Here is a 14,889-nt window from a genome sequence, read left to right as displayed (position 1 = left end):
GCGCCGGTGCCGTCGATGACCACGCTGCGGCTGCGCCCGGGCGCAGCCGCAGCGTGGTCATCGACGGCACCGGCGCCAGCATCTGCGGCGACAGCATTTCCAGCAATGCGTCGGAAATCTCGGGCAGCTCGTCGTCCAGGCGCTGCTGCGCGCGGGCGGCGAGGAAGGCGACGCCCTCCAGCAGCCTTTCGACATAGGGATCGTCGGCGGTGTCGCCAGAAAGGCGCAGCCTGCCGGCGACCTTCGGATAGGCCTCGGCAAACTCCCCCGCCTCCCGCCGCAGCGCGGCGAGCTCCCGGTTGTAGAAAGGAAGGAGAGACTCACTCATGAGGGGCGGACGGTGACGTCGAGCGTCGCCGGGCGCAGCACCGTCTCGAAGGCAATCTGCTCGGGCGCCGGATCGGTGCGCAGCACGGCCTCGACCCGCAGCCGCAGCACGCGGTCGAGCTGGTCGCGCTGCCGGTCGTCGATCTGCACGCTGACCGCGGCCAGCCGCGGCTCGAAGCGGCGCAGGCTGACCTCGACCTCGCGGGCGAGCGCCAGCCGCGCCTCCTCGGTGGTGAAGCTGCCGGCCGTCGGATCGGGCACGCCATAGCCCAGCGGCGAGATGGCGAGCTCGGTCAGCCCGGCCGGCAAAGGACGGCGGCGGCGGCGCGCATTGAGCAGCGCCTCGACATCGCGGCGCACCGCCTGGCGCATGGCCTCGATCGCCATGGGCTGGGTGAGCTGCGGATCGGCCGGCGCCGCCGGATCGGCGTCCAGCAAGCGATCCAGCAGCGGCAGGTGGATGCGCCGCGCCTCGCTCATGCGAAGTCGAGCCGGGTGATTTCTGCGGATGTCAGCGCGCCCTCCCCGGCCAGCCAGAGCCGCAGCCCAGTGCCGCGCACCGGGCCGGGCGTCTCGCTCCACACCGTCTCGCGGCCCAGCTTCTGCGCGTCGTTCGCGGGTTTCTGCGGATAGAGCATCGGGACGAAGACCAGCCCCTCGGTGCCGTCCTTCAGCACCAGCGTGGCGCGGCGCCAAGCCAGGTCGCGGGCGCGGCGGATCGGCTCGAAGGTGAGCTGAGCGATGCGCTCCAGCGGCACCCACATGGCGTCGCCGCCACTGGTCAGCACCTCGATCTGCGGAGAAAAGATGTCATCGGCATCGCGGAAGTCGTCGAAGGCATTGCCGTCGGCGCTGCCGGCGATGCGCGGGCGCAGCGTCTCGGCCTCCTCCGCGGCGGCGGCAGCGCCTTCCGCATCGCCGGCGCGGGCCAGGGTCAGGGCGCGCAGGGCCGCGCGCTGCGCCGGCGTCGGGTCGTCGCCCTGGAACTTCGGCAGCGCGCCGCTGGCGAAGAAGGCATGGCGCTGCTGCTCGCCGCGCAGCAGGCGGCGGAATTCCAGCACCGCCGGCGAAGGCTCGTCCTGCAGCACGGCATCCAGTGCCTTGTCGGCACGGTCGACCTCGCCGTTCAGCAGAAAGAACTCGGCGAGCAGCCAGCGCAGGCCGGAATCGCGCGGATTGCCGCGCACGGCGGCGATGGTGGCGGCCAGCGCCGCGGAAAGATCGCCGGCCTGGAAGGCGAGGCTGGCGGGGTCCTGGGTGGTGCTCATGCCGCGGCGGCTCCCGGCGCCTGGAGATCGGTCACCAGACGGAAGGCGGCGCCGACCTCGTCCAGCTGATAATGCGGCTGCAGATGCAGCACGCAGCCATAGACGCCGGGGCGCCCGGGCTGCTCCTCCACGGTGACGCGGGCATTGCGCAGCGGATAGCGGGCCGCACTTTCGCCCAGCGCGCTGCCGGAGGCATTGGTGAAACCGGTGAGCCAGCGCTGCAGCTGCCGCTCGACCTCCTCGGGCGTGCGGAAGGCGCCGACCATGTCGCGGCCCATCACCTTGATGCAATGCGCGAAGCGGCTGACACAGAGGATGGCGTTGAACTGCGCCGACAGCCGCTGATTGGCCTCGCCCGCCTCGCCGGTCATGCGCGGCGGGCGGTGCAGCGCGGGGGCGGCGGCGAAGGTCAGCTCGGGCAGGGATTCCAGCCCCAGCAAGGGAAGGATGCCGGCCTCGACCAACTGCCGTTCCTGCAGGTCGGTCAAGGCGAGCTCCACCGGCGGGCGCGGCGGCAGGCCGGGCGCATCGCCGGAAAGACGGTCGACCGGCAGCGCATCGACGACGCCGCCCATGGCATCCTCGGCCACGGCGGCGCCGCGTAGATCGGCGGGCCAGCCATAGCGGGCGAAGGCGCGCAGCACGACGGCGCCCATGGCATAGACCGGGCTGGTCCAGACCCGGCCACCCAGCGCGCCGCGCGGGCGGAAGCCATCGGCGCGGACGCCTTCATCGGCCCAGGGGGCGCGCGCCAGCATGCGCGGCAGCAGCAGCGCCAGGAAGCGCATGTCCTCGCGCTGCTGCAGGCTGCGCCAGCGGCGATGCGCCTCGCCGCGCAGCGCCTCGGTCAGGTCGAGGGCGGGATTGGCCGCACTGTACGCGTCCAGCCCGAACAAGGCCGGATGCGCGGCGATGGCGGTGGGAGCGAAGGCGGCGGCGGCAACCGCGGCCAGCGCATCGAGCCCGGCCATGTCGTCGCTCGGGCTGCCCGGCCCCGGCGCGTGGCGCAGCGCGTAGTCGGCCAGCAGCAGGCCAAAGGGTTCTCCGCCCGGCTTGCCGAATTCTTCTTCGTAGACGGCGCGGAACAGCGCGGACTGGTCAAATTCGGCAGCGCGCTGGAAGTCGCGGCACAATTCGGGCCAGCGCACCACCAGCAGGCGCAGCCGCACCCGCGCGCCATAGGGGAGCCGCCCGGCCAGCCAATGCAGCCCGCGCCAGGAGCCTTCCAGCTGCTGCAATCTCGGTGTCTCGAGAAGGGCGGCGAGCTGCGCATCGATCATCGCGTCCAGCGCCGCGACGTCGCGGTCGATCGCCTCGCGCAGCGTGTCGGCATCGGCGAAGCGCCGGTCGCCGAACCAGTCGAGGAGATCGCCTTCGACGGCGAAGGCGGCGAGCGCGCCCGCCGCCTTCGCCCCGGCCGAGCCGAGGAAATGCCCGGCCAGCACCGCTTCGCGCAGCGCGATGCTGGCCGTCATGCTCACGCCTTGTGCGGAATCCGCGCCACCATGCGCATGGAGGTGGTCAGCTCCTCCATCTGCAGCCAGGGGCGCATATAGGCGACGGCGTTGTAGACGCCAGGCTTGCCCGGCACTTCCTTCACCTCGACCTTGGCCTCGCGCAGCGGGTACTTCGCCTTGCTCTCAGGCCCGGCATTCTCATTGGCGTTGACGTAGTTCTTGATCCAGCGGTTGAGCCAGACCTCGCAATCGCTCGCCTCCATGAAGGAGCCGATCTTGTCGCGGCCCATCACCTTGAGGAAATGGGCGAAGCGGCCGGTCGCCATGAGATAGGGCAGCCGCGCCGAGATGGCGGCATTGGCCGTGGCTTCCGGACGATCGTACTTCTTCGGCTTCTGCACCGACTGCGCGCCGAAGAAGACGGCGTGGTCGGTGTTCTTGTAGTGGCAGAGCGGCAGGAAGCCGAGAGCGGAGAGCTCCGCCTCGCGCCGGTCGGTGATGCCCATCTCGGTCGGGCACTTGGCGTCGGTGTCGCCGTCGTCGGAGACGAAGGTGTGGGTCGGAAGATTAGAGACCTTGCCGCCGCCCTCGGCGCCGCGGATGGCAACGCAGAAGCCGTTCTGCGCGAAGGCGTCGGTGAGGCGCGCGCCCATGACGTAGGCGGCGTTCATCCAGCAATAGTTGTCATGCGACATCTGCTGCGGACGGCCGGCGGCATCGGCCGGCGCTTCCTCATAGCCGAAGTCGTCAACCGGCACAGTGCCCTCGCCATAAGGGAGGCGGGCGATGACGCGCGGCATGACCAGGTTGACGAAGCGGCTGTCCTCGGTCTCGCGGAAGGCGCGCCACTTGGTGTATTCGGCCGTGTCGAAGATCTTCGCGAGGTCGCGCGGCTTGGACAGGTCGCGCCAATCCTCGAAGCCGAACATGCCGGCGCCGGCGGCCGAGATGAAGGGCGCGAAGGAAGCTGCGGCGACGTTGGAGACCAGGCGCAGCGTCTCGACGTCGTCCGGGTGGTTGGTCCATTCGTAGTCGCCGATCAGCGCGCCATAGGGCTCGCCGCCCGGCATGCCGAACTCGTTCTCGTAGAGCTTCTTGAACAGCTGCGACTGGTCGAATTCCGTCGCGCGCTGCAGGTCGCGCGACAGCTCGCGCTTCGAAGCCTGCAGCAGGCGCAGCTTCAGCGAGGTCCCGGTCTCGCTGTTCTTCACCAGATACTGCAGCCCGCGCCAGGAGCCTTCCAGCTTCAGGAAGCGCTCGTTGTGCATCACCGCGTTCAGCTGCTCGCTGACCTTGCGGTCGATCTCGGCGATGGCGCGGTCGAAGGTCTGCTGCAGGTTGCGGTTGAAGGTGACGGTGCCCTTCAGCGCTTCCTCGGTCAGCGCCTTGATCAACTCCTGCGCGCGGTCGCGCTCGGTCTGGCGGGTGGCGCCCAGCACCTGGTCGAGCAGGCCGGCGCCGGCTTCCGCCTCGGTGGTCGCCGCCGCGGCGGCAGCGCTGCCCTTCTGCGTGCCGCTCATGCCTTGGGCTCCTTCTGGCCGAGGCCCAGTTCGCCCGACAGCTTCTGCAGCTTCGCCTGGTCCTGCAGGACTTCCTCGAGCAGGCCTTCGAGCTCTTCCGAGCGGTCGACCTTGCTCATCAGGTCGCGCAGCTTGGCGCGGGTCTCGAGCAGCGCCTTCAGCGCCGGCACCTGGTCGGCGACGCGGGCGGGCGAGAAATCCTCCATCGAGCGGAACTTCAGGTCCACCGCCATCTGGCTGCCATCGCCGGCCAGGGTGTTGTCGACCCGCAGCTTCAGGCCCGGCTGAACCCGCGCCATGACGTCATCGAAGTTGTCACGGTCGATCTGGACGAACTTGCGCTCGGCCAGCGGCTTCAGCGGCTCGGCCGGGTCGCCGGCGAAGTCGCCCATGACGCCGACGACGAAGGGTAGCTCGCGCTCGATCTCGGCGCCCTCGGTCTCCACCTGATAGGTGATGTGGACGCGCGGCTTGCGGACGCGCGCCAGCTTGTCGTGAACGCTACCGCTCATGCAGGCGATCTTCCTCTGGTCAGGGCCGGGACAGGCCCGGCTGCTTCGTTCCGTCTATGCGATATTCGCGCGTGACGATGATCGAAGCCGCGGCCGAGAGCAAGCTGACGAAGCCGCTACCAGACGATGCCCTTGGGCTCGTCGGCGGGCGGCAATCCGGGCACAGGCTTCGGATTTTCCTGCGTCTGTGGCGGCAAAGGCGGCGAAACGGCCGCACCCGGGCTGATGCCCAGCATGCTCAACATTGCGTGACGCGCAGCCGCGTCGGGCAGCACCTCTTCCAGGAGCGCCGGCAGCGGCATGCGCGCGCGCCGCGCCAGCGTCTCGATGGCATAGGCCAGCGGCGAATGCGGCTCGGTCTGGCGGAAGAAGACGGCGAGGGTCTCCAACTGGCGGATCGCGGTTTCGCGATTGAGCACAGCGCCTTCGGTCGAAGGCGGCGCGACGGGGGCGGCGATAGCAGGCGCAGCGCTCACGGATTGCGGCGCCGCGGCGACCGGCACGGGCGAAGGTGTCGGCACCGCCTCGACGGCGGGCGCGGCGGCGCCGCCGAAGCGTGCGGCGAGCTCGATGAGGCGCGCCAGCAGATCGGCGACGCGGCGGGTTGGCGGCGCCTCCTCGCCGAAACGCACGGTAAGCTGCGCATCGAAGCCGTCCCACGCCTCGGCTGCGGCGCGCGCCGCATCGCCCAGGGCGCGCCATTGCGCGCCGGCGGCGGCGGCCTCCTGCTCCAGCGCCGAGAGCAGCGGGATGCCGCTGGCATGCCGCGCCTCGCGCCGCCTGGCATCGGCCAGCGCCGCGGTGTCCTCGGCCAGGTTCCAGACATAGAGCGAGACCGCGCTGCCATCGGCGCGGCGGAACATCGGCAGGCGGCGCAGCGGCTGCATCAGCGTGCCATCGGCCGATTGCCCGGCCAGCCCCGCCAGCGGCGCCGCGCGGCCTTCCAGCCCATCCTCGTCGGGCAGCGGGAAGGCCGCGTCCCAATAGGTCTCCAGCAGGCCGGCAAGCAGCCGCGCGGCGTCATGCAGCCCTTCCAGCCCGTCGAGCCGCACCAGCGCCTCGGCCAGCCAGGCGGCAATCTCCAGGTCGCGCGACTGCTCGGCCAGGCACAGCGTGCCGAGGCGCTTCACCTCGCGCCAGGGCTGCGGCACGCCCTCCTCGCCTTCGGCGGCGTCCTGCGCCCGCTCCTCGGCGCGGGCCTCGGCGCGGGCGTCGCGCAGTTTCTGATAAGGCGAGCTCGGCGAGTAGTCCTCGCGCAGGTCGCGGCCGACGCCGCCCTCGCCTTCCGGCAGCGGCGCCAGCATCTGCGCCAGGTCGATCACCGTCTTCATGGCCGACGCCATTCCTCGTTTTCGCTGTCACCCACTTTCTTGTCATGCAAGAGCGCGTGAGGCAACGCCCGGAACGAGGCGCAAGCGCATCGGGTCTGTTGCCCCGCCTCAGTCTTCGTCATAGGGAGAGTGCCGGGCAGCGGAGGCGCAAGGCAGGGATGGTGTCGTTGGATCTGAAGTCGCTCGTCGGGCGGCTCGACGAACTTTGCCGTCGTCAGCTGGAATCCGCGGCAGGCCTGACGCTGTCGCGCAGCCACTACAATGTCGAGATGGAGCACCTGCTGCTGCGCATCATCGAGCAGCCGGGTTCTGACATTTCCGCGATTCTGTCTGCAAGCGGCATCGATGCCGGGCGCGTGGTCACGGAGCTGACACGGGCGCTGGACAGGATGCGCACCGGCAACAGCCGCGCGCCCTCGCTCTCTCCCGACATCGTGACCCTGATGCGCGAGGGTTGGCTGATCGCCTCGCTTGAAGACCAGGCCTCACGAATCCGTTCCGGGCACCTGCTGGCGGCGCTGCTGTCGGACGACACGCTGCGGCGCGCCATCCTCGACGGCGCGCCGGCCCTCGCAAAGCTGTCGCCCGAGGCGCTGCGACGCGACCTGGCATCGCTGACCGCGGGGAGCGAAGAGGCGCAGGCCACGGCCAGCACGCCGGGCGACGCGCCGGTGGCGGCGGCGCCCGCCAGCGGCGGCGCGCTGGACCAGTATTGCACCGACCTGACCGCCCAGGCGGCGGCCGGAAAGATCGACCCGATCCTTGGCCGCGACGCGGAGATCCGCCAGGCGATCGATATCCTGACGCGGCGGCGGCAGAACAACCCGATCCTCACCGGCGAGCCCGGCGTCGGCAAGACGGCCGTTGCCGAAGGGCTGGCGCTGCGCATCGCCGCCGGCGACGTGCCCGAGGCGCTGGCCGGCGTGCGGCTGCTGTCGCTCGATCTCGGCCTGCTGCAGGCAGGCGCCGGAATGAAGGGCGAGTTCGAGAACCGGCTGCGCAGCGTCATCGACGGGGTCAAGGCCAGCCCGAAGCCGATCGTGCTGTTCATCGACGAGGCGCATACGCTGATCGGCGCCGGCGGGCAGCAGGGGCAGAACGACGCCGCCAACCTGCTGAAGCCGGCGCTCGCCCGCGGCGAGCTGCGCTGCCTGGCCGCCACCACCTGGGCCGAATACAAGAAGTATTTCGAGAAGGACCCGGCGCTGACCCGGCGCTTCCAGGTGGTGCAGGTGGCCGAGCCCGCCGAGCCGATGGCCGCCGCCATGCTGCGCGGGCTGGTCGCGGTGCTGGAGAAGCATCACGGCGTGCGCATCCTGGACGAGGCGGTGGCCGAGGCGGTGCGCCTCTCCGCCCGCTACATCCCGGCGCGGCAGCTGCCAGACAAGGGTGTCTCGCTGCTCGACACTGCCTGCGCCCGCGTCGCCATGAGCCAGAGCGCCCTGCCCGCCCCGATCGAGGACCGCCAGCGCCGGCTGTCGCTGATCGCGACGGAAAGCGGCGCGCTGGCCCGGGAAGCCGCGAGCGGCGCGAACCATGCGGCGCGGCTGCAGGCGCTGGAGGAAGAGCGCGCGACGCTCGAGAAGGAACTCGCCGATCTGCAGCAGCGCTGGGACGAGGAGCGCGCGCTGATCACCACGCTGCGCGACCTGCGCAGCCGCGCCGAGGCCGACGACACCGAGGCCCGGGCCGAGCTGACCACCAAGGCCGCCGAGCTGCGCAATCTGCAGAAAGAAAACCCGCTGGTACATCCGGTGGTCGATGGCCAGGCGGTGGCCGAGGTGGTCGAGACCTGGACCGGCATTCCCGTCGGCCGGATGATGGGCGACGAGATCCGCAACGTCCTCGACCTGAAGGCGCAGCTGGAGCAGCGGGTCATCGGCCAGCCGCATGCGCTGGAGGCGATCGCCCAGGCGGTGCGCACGCATCGCGCGGGGCTGACCGATCCGCGCAAGCCGGTCGGCGTCTTCCTGATGGCCGGCACCTCCGGCGTCGGCAAGACCGAGACGGCGCTGGCCCTGGCCGATCTGCTCTATGGCGGCGAGCAGAACCTCACCGTCATCAACATGAGCGAGTTCAAGGAGGAGCATAAGGTCTCCCTCCTGATGGGCGCCCCGCCGGGCTATGTGGGCTACGGCGAAGGCGGTGTCCTCACCGAGGCGGTTCGCCGCCGACCCTATTCGGTCGTGCTGCTCGACGAGATGGAAAAGGCCCATCCCGGCGTGCAGGACGTCTTCTACCAGGTCTTCGACAAAGGGCAGATGAAGGACGGTGAAGGTCGCGACATCGACTTCCGCAACACCATCATCATCATGACCTCGAATGCCGGCACCGACACCATCGCCAAGCTTTGCGCCGATCCCGATCTGGCGCCGGAGCCCGCAGCCCTGACCGAGGCGCTGCGGCCCGACCTGCTGTCGTGGTTCAAGCCGGCCTTCCTCGGTCGCTGCAACGTCGTGACCTACTACCCCCTCGCCCCCGCCGTGCTGCGCCAGATCGTGGCGCTGAACTTCCGGCGGATCGAGCGGCGGCTGCGCGAGGCCTATGGCGTCGCGCTGCGGGTGGATGACAGCGTGCTCGACACCATCGCGGCACGTTGCACCGAAGTGGACAGCGGTGCGCGCAACATCGAGACGATCCTGACGCGCACCCTGTTGCCCGAGCTGTCGTCGCGCATCCTGGCGCGGCTGATGGAGGGCAAGACCCTGACGCATGTCCATCTCGGCATGGGGGCGGACGGGCAGTTCGACTACGACATCGGCGCAGACGCGGCCTGACGCCGCGGATCCCGGACAGAGAAGGTCAAGGAGTCCCATATGGCGATCTACATGAAGTATCAGGGCGTGGACGGCGAGAGCACCACCCAGGGCTTCGAGAAGCAGATCGAGCTGCAGTCCTTCCAGCTTGGCGTCGGCCGCGGCATCTCCACCGCCCGCGGCACCTCGACGCGTGAGTCGTCGGAAGCCAGCGTCAGCGAGATCACCCTGACCAAGCTGACCGACGGCTCGTCGATCAAGCTGTTCGAGGAGTCGCTCTACGGCAAGCTCGACCACGAGGTGGTCATCACCTTCGTGCGCACCCAGACCGGCGGCGGCGTGCAGCCTTATCTCCGCTACACCCTGACCGGCGCCGGCGTCAGCGGCTTCACGCTGAGCTCCGGCGGCGACCGCCCGAACGAAACGGTCAGCCTGAACTTCGACAAGATCGAGATGACCTACGGCACCATCGGCGACGACCAGTCGGGCAGCAACTCCTCCAGCACCTACGACCTGGCGACCGCCAAGCGCTCGTAAGGCGTGGAGAGCGCCGCGGTGGCCGCAAGGCCCCCGCGGTTTTTTGCGCCCCGAGCTCAGCGATGCGGCTGGACGGTGTCCTCGGGCTGGGCGCCGGCGACCTGGCGCAGCACGATGGCGCTGACATTGTCGCGCGCCCCTGCCTTCAGCGCCGCCTGGATCAGCGCCCGCGCATCGGCCCCCTGCCCCAGCAGCTGCGCCAGCGAGGCCTCCGGCACCGCCTTGAACAGCCCGTCGCTGCAGAGAAGAAACAGATCGCCCGGCAGCACGGCGCCGGAGATCTTTTCCAGCTCCGCCCCGGCTTCGCCGCCGCCAATGGCGCGCAGGATGACGTTGGCCTGCGGATGCTGCTCGGCCTCCTCGGCGTCCAGCTCGCCGGCATCGACCATCTGCTGCACCAGGCTGTGGTCGCGGGTCAGCGGCTTCAGCACGCCGCCGCGCAGCCGATAGGCACGGCTGTCGCCGGCCCAGAGGCAGGCGAAATGCGCCTGGCGCAGCAGCAGCGCCACCACCGTCGTCGCCATGACGCGGCCGGGACCCAGCGCCGCGGCGCGGCGGCGCAGCTCGGCATCGGCCGCGCCGATGCGCAGGCGGATCTGCGCCAGCATCTCGACCGCCGACAATCCGGGCGGCACGCCTTCCAGCGCGGCGGCAGCGGCCGCGGCCGCGACATCGCCGCCGCCATGCCCGCCGGCGCCGTCGGCCACCGCCCAGAGCCCGAGATCGGGGCGCTGCACCACCGCATCCTCGTTGCGGCTGCGCAGCGTGCCGGCATGGGTGCAGGCGTCGGAGCGGAAGCCGCTCATGCCGCCCCCAGCAGCTGGAAGACATGCTCCGGCGGAATCAGGTTTGGAACCGGCCAGTCCTGGCCTTCGTGCCACCAGCCGCTGGAAAGGCTTTCGCCGAAAGGTTCGGGCAGGGCCGCGGCCAGGCGGTCAGCGTCCCAGTTCTCTGTCAGCGCGCGCCGCGCCAGTTCCTGCAGCAGGGCGAACCAGTCTTCCCCCGGCGGCGGCACCGGCGCTGCCAGCAACAGGAAGAAGCGCCGGCCGACCCTGTCGCGCGATGGGGCCATGACGCCGCTGACCGGCAGCTCGCCGCAGGCACCGGCGGGCAGCGCCAGGCGCCAGCAGGGCATGGCGTCATAGCGCGCGGCGAAGCCTTCCAAGCCCAGACGGTCCTGGGCGGCCTGCAGCCCGGCGGCGGCCCAGCCGTCGAAGGCGGCGACCAGCTCGCCCGGCAGGCGGCGGCGGATGAAGTCGCCATGCGCGGGCAACTTTCCGAACAATCCGGTCATGGCGCTAGGCTCGGGCAGCGGAAGCGGGACAGCTCCGGCAGGTTGAAGGGATTGATGCTGCTGCCGGCGCGCAGCTCGAAGACGGCGGCGCGGTCGCCCTGGCTGACGGTCAGGCGATAGCGCTCGCCGGCCAGGCGCTGCAGCCTGCTCTGCCGCCCCAGCACCAGCCGCAGCGCCGACCAGCCGCCATCAAGATCCAGCGGCCCGGACATCGCCGGCGGCTCGAAGGCCAGGGTGGTGTTGCCGCGCGACGGCCAGGACAGCAGCACCGGCCGCCCGCCGCCACCGGCTGGCAGCTCGTTGCGCACGCCCTCGGCCTCCAGCACGGCGCTGGTCGAGCCCATGTCCAACCCCTGCGGGATCAGCTCGAAGCGCAGGCCGCCGCCGGCCATGCCGGGGAAGAAGGCGTCGCGGATCGCCTGGGCGCGCTGGAACTGCGCGAGGTCCGCGGCGCTGACCGGCGGCGCCAGCCCGTCGGTCGCCATCGGCCGCCAGGGATCCTGGCTGATATCGGCATAGGGCCGGACATTCTGCGCGAAGAACTGGTCCAGCGCGCCGCCGGGGGCGAAGAGCCGGGCGAAGTCATCGACCGGGATATCGGCGCCGTCGCGGCGCAGCGGGAAGCGGCCCTCGATGGCGCGGCAGAGCGGCGCCAGCTGCTGCGCGGCGGCGGCGGCGATGGCGGCCTTGGCGCCGCCGGCCCGCGCCGCCTGGGTCGACTGCGCCAGCGCCCGCAGCCATTTGGCCAGCGGCTCGGGCTGGCGCGCGGCCTCGGCCAGCAGGCGCTGGCCGGGGTCGAGCATGCCCGGCGAGGGCGGCGGCAGCGCGGTGCCCGGCGGCAGCGAGGCCAGCCGCGCCACCTGCACGTAAAGCTCGCTCACCGTCTTCAGGATGTCTTCCAGTGGCGCGCCTGAGGCGGACAGCAGCGCCGAAAAACGTCCCTCGACGATGCGGCCGATCTCGGCGGCCGGGCCGGTCGGAACCGGGGCGCCGCCGCCCTGGGGCGCGAGCTTTTCCGCCACCGCGCTCGGCGTCAGCTCGCGCGAGATGGACCGCAGGATGTCGCGCAGCGGCGAGTTCGGCGCGCCCAGGATGTTCAACCCTTCGGCCGCGGCCGGCAGGCCGGCGAAGGGCGGCAGCACCAGGTCGTCCAGCATCGCCTGCCAGGCATCGCCATAGTCGCGGGCATAAAGCGCCAGCACGGCGGCCTCGAGCTGCGCCGGGTCCTCGGCGCCGGCGGCGGCGGCCTCGGGGCCCAGCACCCAGCCTTCGGCGGCGGCGGCGCGGACGGCGCCGGGCAGCGCCGGCAGCAGCTTCTGCTGCAGCCCGGCCAGGGTGTAGAGGCCGGGCACGCCCTCGGTCAGCGGCTTGCCGGAAGCGCGGGTGAAGAAGCGCTGCCCCCCCGCCCCCAGCGCATCGGCCGGGCGCCAGGGCGGCACCTCGGCGGCGGCGGCGGCCAGGCGCGACCAGACGCGCTCGGCCATGGGCAGGCGGGAGAAGACGCGCCGCGCCGTGTCCACCAGCGCGCCGTCGACCGGATACTGGTGGAAATCCTGGGCCAGCAGCGCGTCGAGATGGCCGAGCAGCGCCTCGCGCTGCGGCTGGTGCAGCGCGCCGGGATAGGCGCGGGCGAAGTCGGCGGCGATCCAGCCGCGCAACAGGGAAGAATCCATCGGCCCCTGGCGGCCCAGCATCAGATAGGCGCGGGTCGCCTGGTAGAGCACCTCCGGGCGCTGCAGCTCGGCGCGGATCTGCTGCTCCAGCCGGGCCAGCAGGCGCGGCAGCAGGGTGCGGTCCAGGGCGTGGCGATAGGCCAGCTTGCCGCCGGCCAGCAGCTTTTCCGCCTGGTCCAGGCCGATGCCGGTGGCCGCCGCGATGCCGGCGGCGGGCGGCAGGTCGCGGGCGGCGTCCAGATAGGGCAGGACGCGCAGCAGCTCGCCATCGGTGACCGGGTCGAAGGGAATGCCCTGCGCCGCGGCCTCGGCCTTGGCGATGGCGGCCTCCATGGCCTCGGCCCGGGCGATCTCGCCCGAGCGGATCGTCCAGCCCCAGGCGCCGCCGCCGAGCACCAGCAACAGGGCCAGGGACCAGGCGCCGGCGGTGATCCAGCGGCGGCGGCGCTCGGCGCCCCGGTCGCGGGCAGCAAGCCGCGCCTCGTTGAAGACGACGTCGCGCAGCAGCCGGCCGAGGAAGAAGCTGCGGCCCTGCTGCCCGGAGACCTGGGCGACGCGGCGGGCATCAAGGCCGAAGCTGCGCGCCATGGCCCCGGTCAGCCGGTCGATCGGCGAGCCTTCCTGGGTGCCCGAGGTCAGGTAGACGCCGCGCAGCATCAGCGCCGGGTCGAGGCGCGTGCCGGCGAAGGCGGCCTGGGCGAAGGCGGCCAGCGGCGCCTCCAGCGAGGCCAGCTGCGCCGGGAAGGCGGCGATGGCGGCGCGCTGGGCCGGGCCGCGCTCGGCCTGCAGGCGTTCCAGCAGCCGCTCCTGCAGCCGGGCCAGCAGGGCCTGGAATTCGGCCCCGAAGCGCGAGGTCACGCCCTCGGGCCCCTTCTCCAGCGGAAAGGTGAAGCCCCAGACCTGGGACCGCGTCTCGCGGTCAAGGTCGTCGAAGGTCTCCGAAAAACCGGGCAGCAGGTCGGCCTTGGTCACCAGCAGATAGACCGGCAGGCGCTGGCCCAGCTTTTCTTCCAGCTCGCGCACGCGGCGGCGGATGGTGCGGGCATGCTGCTCGCGCTGCTCGGCGGTGAGCGCTGCCAGGGTGTCGGTGCCGAAGGCCACCATGACACCGTTCAACGGCTGCCGCGGCCTGGTCTTCTTCAGGATGGACAGGAAGGAATCCCAGCCGGCCTTGTCGGCGGCGGCATCCGAATCCTGCGTGGTGTAGCGGCCGGCGGTGTCGAGCAGCACCGCGCGGTCGGACAGCCACCAGTCGCAATGGCGGGTGCCGCCGATGCCGGGCAGCTTGCCCTCGCCCGTGGGGAATTCCAGGCCGGACCGCGCAATGGCCGTGGTCTTGCCGCTGCCCGGCGGGCCGATCAGCACATACCAGGGCAGCTCATACAGGAAATTGCCCTGTTTCGCGGCGCTGCGACGGAGGGTGGTGAGCGCCTTCTCCAGGTTCTCCTTCAGCGCCGCGGTCTCTTCGGCGCTGCGGTCTTCTTCCGGGGCGGCGCTGGCCACGGCGTCGGTCAAGGCTCGGTCGCGGTTGCGCCGCTGCCGCGCCCGCCACCAAGTCAGGCCCAGATAGATGACGACAACCAGCAAGCAAATGACGGCGCGGGACCAGGGGTCCTCGAAGGGACGCGTGCTGCCGAAGCCCAGCAGCGGCATGAACATCCAGATGACCGGCAGCAGCACCAGCACCGCCGCCAGCCCGGCCAGGGCCGGAATGGCGGCGAAGGCGGAGATCAGCGTCTCCATCTCAGTTCTCCCGCCGGTTCAGCACCAGCACCTCGATGCGGCGATTGGCCTCGCGGCCTTCGGCGGTGCGGTTGTCGGCGACCGGCTCGCTCTCGCCGCGGCCCTCGGCCTGGAAGCGCGCGGCGTCCAGGCCGGAGGCGCGGCGGATGACGTCCAGGGCGGCCTCGGCGCGGGCCTGGGACAGGTGGAAATTCGACGGGAAACGCACGGTGCGGATCGGCTGGTTGTCCGAATGGCCGAGGATCTGGGTGCGGCGGGCATCTTCCTCGGCGATAGCCTGGCCGATCCGCTGCAGCAGCGGCGCGAAGCGGTCGTTCAGCGCGGCGGAGCCCGAGGCATACATGCCTGTGCCCTTGATGCGGACCATGGTGCGCTGGACATCGCCGGTGACGGCGACCAGGCCTTGCGCGATCTCGGGCGCCAGGAATTCCCTCAGCCGCGCGGCCAGCGTCGGGCGCGGAGGGGCGGCGG

General features: G+C 71.4%; 13 protein-coding genes. 2 read left to right on the top strand and 11 right to left on the bottom strand.

Features of this window, described 5'->3' with window-relative positions; all coding sequences use genetic code 11:
• The 7 genes from BKE38_RS15490 to tssA all read right to left on the bottom strand — a co-directional run.
• A partial coding sequence (locus BKE38_RS15490; protein WP_165694197.1) for a type VI secretion system baseplate subunit TssF occupies positions 1-328 on the bottom strand: 328 nt, incomplete at its 3' end.
• Complete coding sequence (gene tssE / locus BKE38_RS15485; RefSeq protein WP_076958199.1) at positions 325-807, bottom strand: type VI secretion system baseplate subunit TssE; 483 nt, start codon at positions 805-807, stop codon at positions 325-327. The genes BKE38_RS15490 and tssE, both read right to left, overlap by 4 nt.
• Entirely contained in the window at positions 804-1,595 is a 792-nt protein-coding gene (locus tag BKE38_RS15480) for a type VI secretion system accessory protein TagJ (protein WP_076958198.1), read from the bottom strand. The genes tssE and BKE38_RS15480 overlap by 4 nt, the downstream gene beginning before the upstream one ends.
• Positions 1,592-3,070: a type VI secretion system contractile sheath large subunit gene (gene tssC, locus BKE38_RS15475; RefSeq protein WP_076958197.1), complete on the bottom strand. Its 1,479-nt coding sequence runs from the start codon at positions 3,068-3,070 to the stop codon at positions 1,592-1,594. The genes BKE38_RS15480 and tssC (BKE38_RS15475) overlap by 4 nt, the downstream gene beginning before the upstream one ends.
• Positions 3,071-3,072: 2 nt before the next feature.
• Positions 3,073-4,572, bottom strand: a complete 1,500-nt coding sequence (tssC, locus tag BKE38_RS15470; RefSeq protein ID WP_076958196.1) for a type VI secretion system contractile sheath large subunit — start codon at positions 4,570-4,572, stop codon at positions 3,073-3,075.
• Positions 4,569-5,084 carry a type VI secretion system contractile sheath small subunit gene (gene tssB, locus BKE38_RS15465; RefSeq protein WP_076958195.1) on the bottom strand — a complete coding sequence of 172 codons (516 nt, stop codon included), beginning with the start codon at positions 5,082-5,084 and terminating at the stop codon, positions 4,569-4,571. Before tssB ends, tssC (BKE38_RS15470) begins: the two co-directional genes overlap by 4 nt.
• Before the next feature lie 116 nt (positions 5,085-5,200).
• Positions 5,201-6,415, bottom strand: coding sequence for a type VI secretion system protein TssA (tssA, locus tag BKE38_RS15460; protein WP_076958194.1), 1,215 nt, complete (start codon positions 6,413-6,415; stop codon positions 5,201-5,203).
• Between the two features lie 158 nt (positions 6,416-6,573).
• Here tssA and tssH point away from each other — a divergent pair, with 158 nt between their 5' ends.
• Complete coding sequence (gene tssH / locus BKE38_RS15455; protein WP_076958193.1) at positions 6,574-9,192, top strand: type VI secretion system ATPase TssH; 2,619 nt, start codon at positions 6,574-6,576, stop codon at positions 9,190-9,192.
• A 39-nt stretch (positions 9,193-9,231) separates the two neighbouring features.
• Positions 9,232-9,708 (top strand): Hcp family type VI secretion system effector, encoded by a 477-nt coding sequence (locus BKE38_RS15450; protein WP_076958192.1) that lies wholly within the window; start codon positions 9,232-9,234, stop codon positions 9,706-9,708.
• A 56-nt stretch (positions 9,709-9,764) separates the two neighbouring features.
• On the opposite strand, the gene BKE38_RS15445 is transcribed toward BKE38_RS15450, so the two are convergent.
• From BKE38_RS15445 to tssL, 4 genes are all read right to left on the bottom strand, one after another.
• Positions 9,765-10,514 carry a PP2C family protein-serine/threonine phosphatase gene (locus BKE38_RS15445; RefSeq protein ID WP_076958191.1) on the bottom strand — a complete coding sequence of 250 codons (750 nt, stop codon included), beginning with the start codon at positions 10,512-10,514 and terminating at the stop codon, positions 9,765-9,767.
• A complete protein-coding gene (tagF, locus tag BKE38_RS15440; protein ID WP_076958190.1) occupies positions 10,511-11,002 on the bottom strand; it encodes a type VI secretion system-associated protein TagF in 492 nt (163 codons plus the stop codon). The genes BKE38_RS15445 and tagF overlap by 4 nt, the downstream gene beginning before the upstream one ends.
• A complete protein-coding gene (gene tssM, locus BKE38_RS15435) occupies positions 10,999-14,418 on the bottom strand; it encodes a type VI secretion system membrane subunit TssM (protein ID WP_076958189.1) in 3,420 nt (1,139 codons plus the stop codon). The genes tagF and tssM overlap by 4 nt, the downstream gene beginning before the upstream one ends.
• A 1-nt stretch (position 14,419) precedes the next feature.
• The coding region (gene tssL / locus BKE38_RS15430) for a type VI secretion system protein TssL, long form (RefSeq protein ID WP_106409227.1) at positions 14,420-14,889 on the bottom strand (470 nt) is incomplete at its 5' end.

Source organism: Teichococcus deserti, assembly GCF_001982615.1.
Classification (GTDB): domain Bacteria; phylum Pseudomonadota; class Alphaproteobacteria; order Acetobacterales; family Acetobacteraceae; genus Pseudoroseomonas; species Pseudoroseomonas deserti.
The sequence above is the reverse complement of the archived record's forward strand: the minus strand, read 5'-3'. Positions and strand labels throughout refer to the sequence as shown.

Excerpts from the sequence above, each read along its gene's own strand:
- tssE (WP_076958199.1), bottom strand. The coding sequence starts at position 807 with ATGAGCGAGGCGCGGCGCATCCACCTGCCGCTGCTGGATCGCTTGCTG.
- BKE38_RS15480 (WP_076958198.1), bottom strand. The coding sequence starts at position 1,595 with ATGAGCACCACCCAGGACCCCGCCAGCCTCGCCTTCCAGGCCGGCGAT.
- tssC (WP_076958197.1), bottom strand. The coding sequence starts at position 3,070 with ATGACGGCCAGCATCGCGCTGCGCGAAGCGGTGCTGGCCGGGCATTTC.
- tssC (WP_076958196.1), bottom strand. The coding sequence starts at position 4,572 with ATGAGCGGCACGCAGAAGGGCAGCGCTGCCGCCGCGGCGGCGACCACC.
- tssB (WP_076958195.1), bottom strand. The coding sequence starts at position 5,084 with ATGAGCGGTAGCGTTCACGACAAGCTGGCGCGCGTCCGCAAGCCGCGC.
- tssA (WP_076958194.1), bottom strand. The coding sequence starts at position 6,415 with ATGAAGACGGTGATCGACCTGGCGCAGATGCTGGCGCCGCTGCCGGAA.
- tssH (WP_076958193.1), top strand. The coding sequence starts at position 6,574 with ATGGTGTCGTTGGATCTGAAGTCGCTCGTCGGGCGGCTCGACGAACTT.
- BKE38_RS15450 (WP_076958192.1), top strand. The coding sequence starts at position 9,232 with ATGGCGATCTACATGAAGTATCAGGGCGTGGACGGCGAGAGCACCACC.
- BKE38_RS15445 (WP_076958191.1), bottom strand. The coding sequence starts at position 10,514 with ATGAGCGGCTTCCGCTCCGACGCCTGCACCCATGCCGGCACGCTGCGC.
- tagF (WP_076958190.1), bottom strand. The coding sequence starts at position 11,002 with ATGACCGGATTGTTCGGAAAGTTGCCCGCGCATGGCGACTTCATCCGC.
- tssM (WP_076958189.1), bottom strand. The coding sequence starts at position 14,418 with ATGGAGACGCTGATCTCCGCCTTCGCCGCCATTCCGGCCCTGGCCGGG.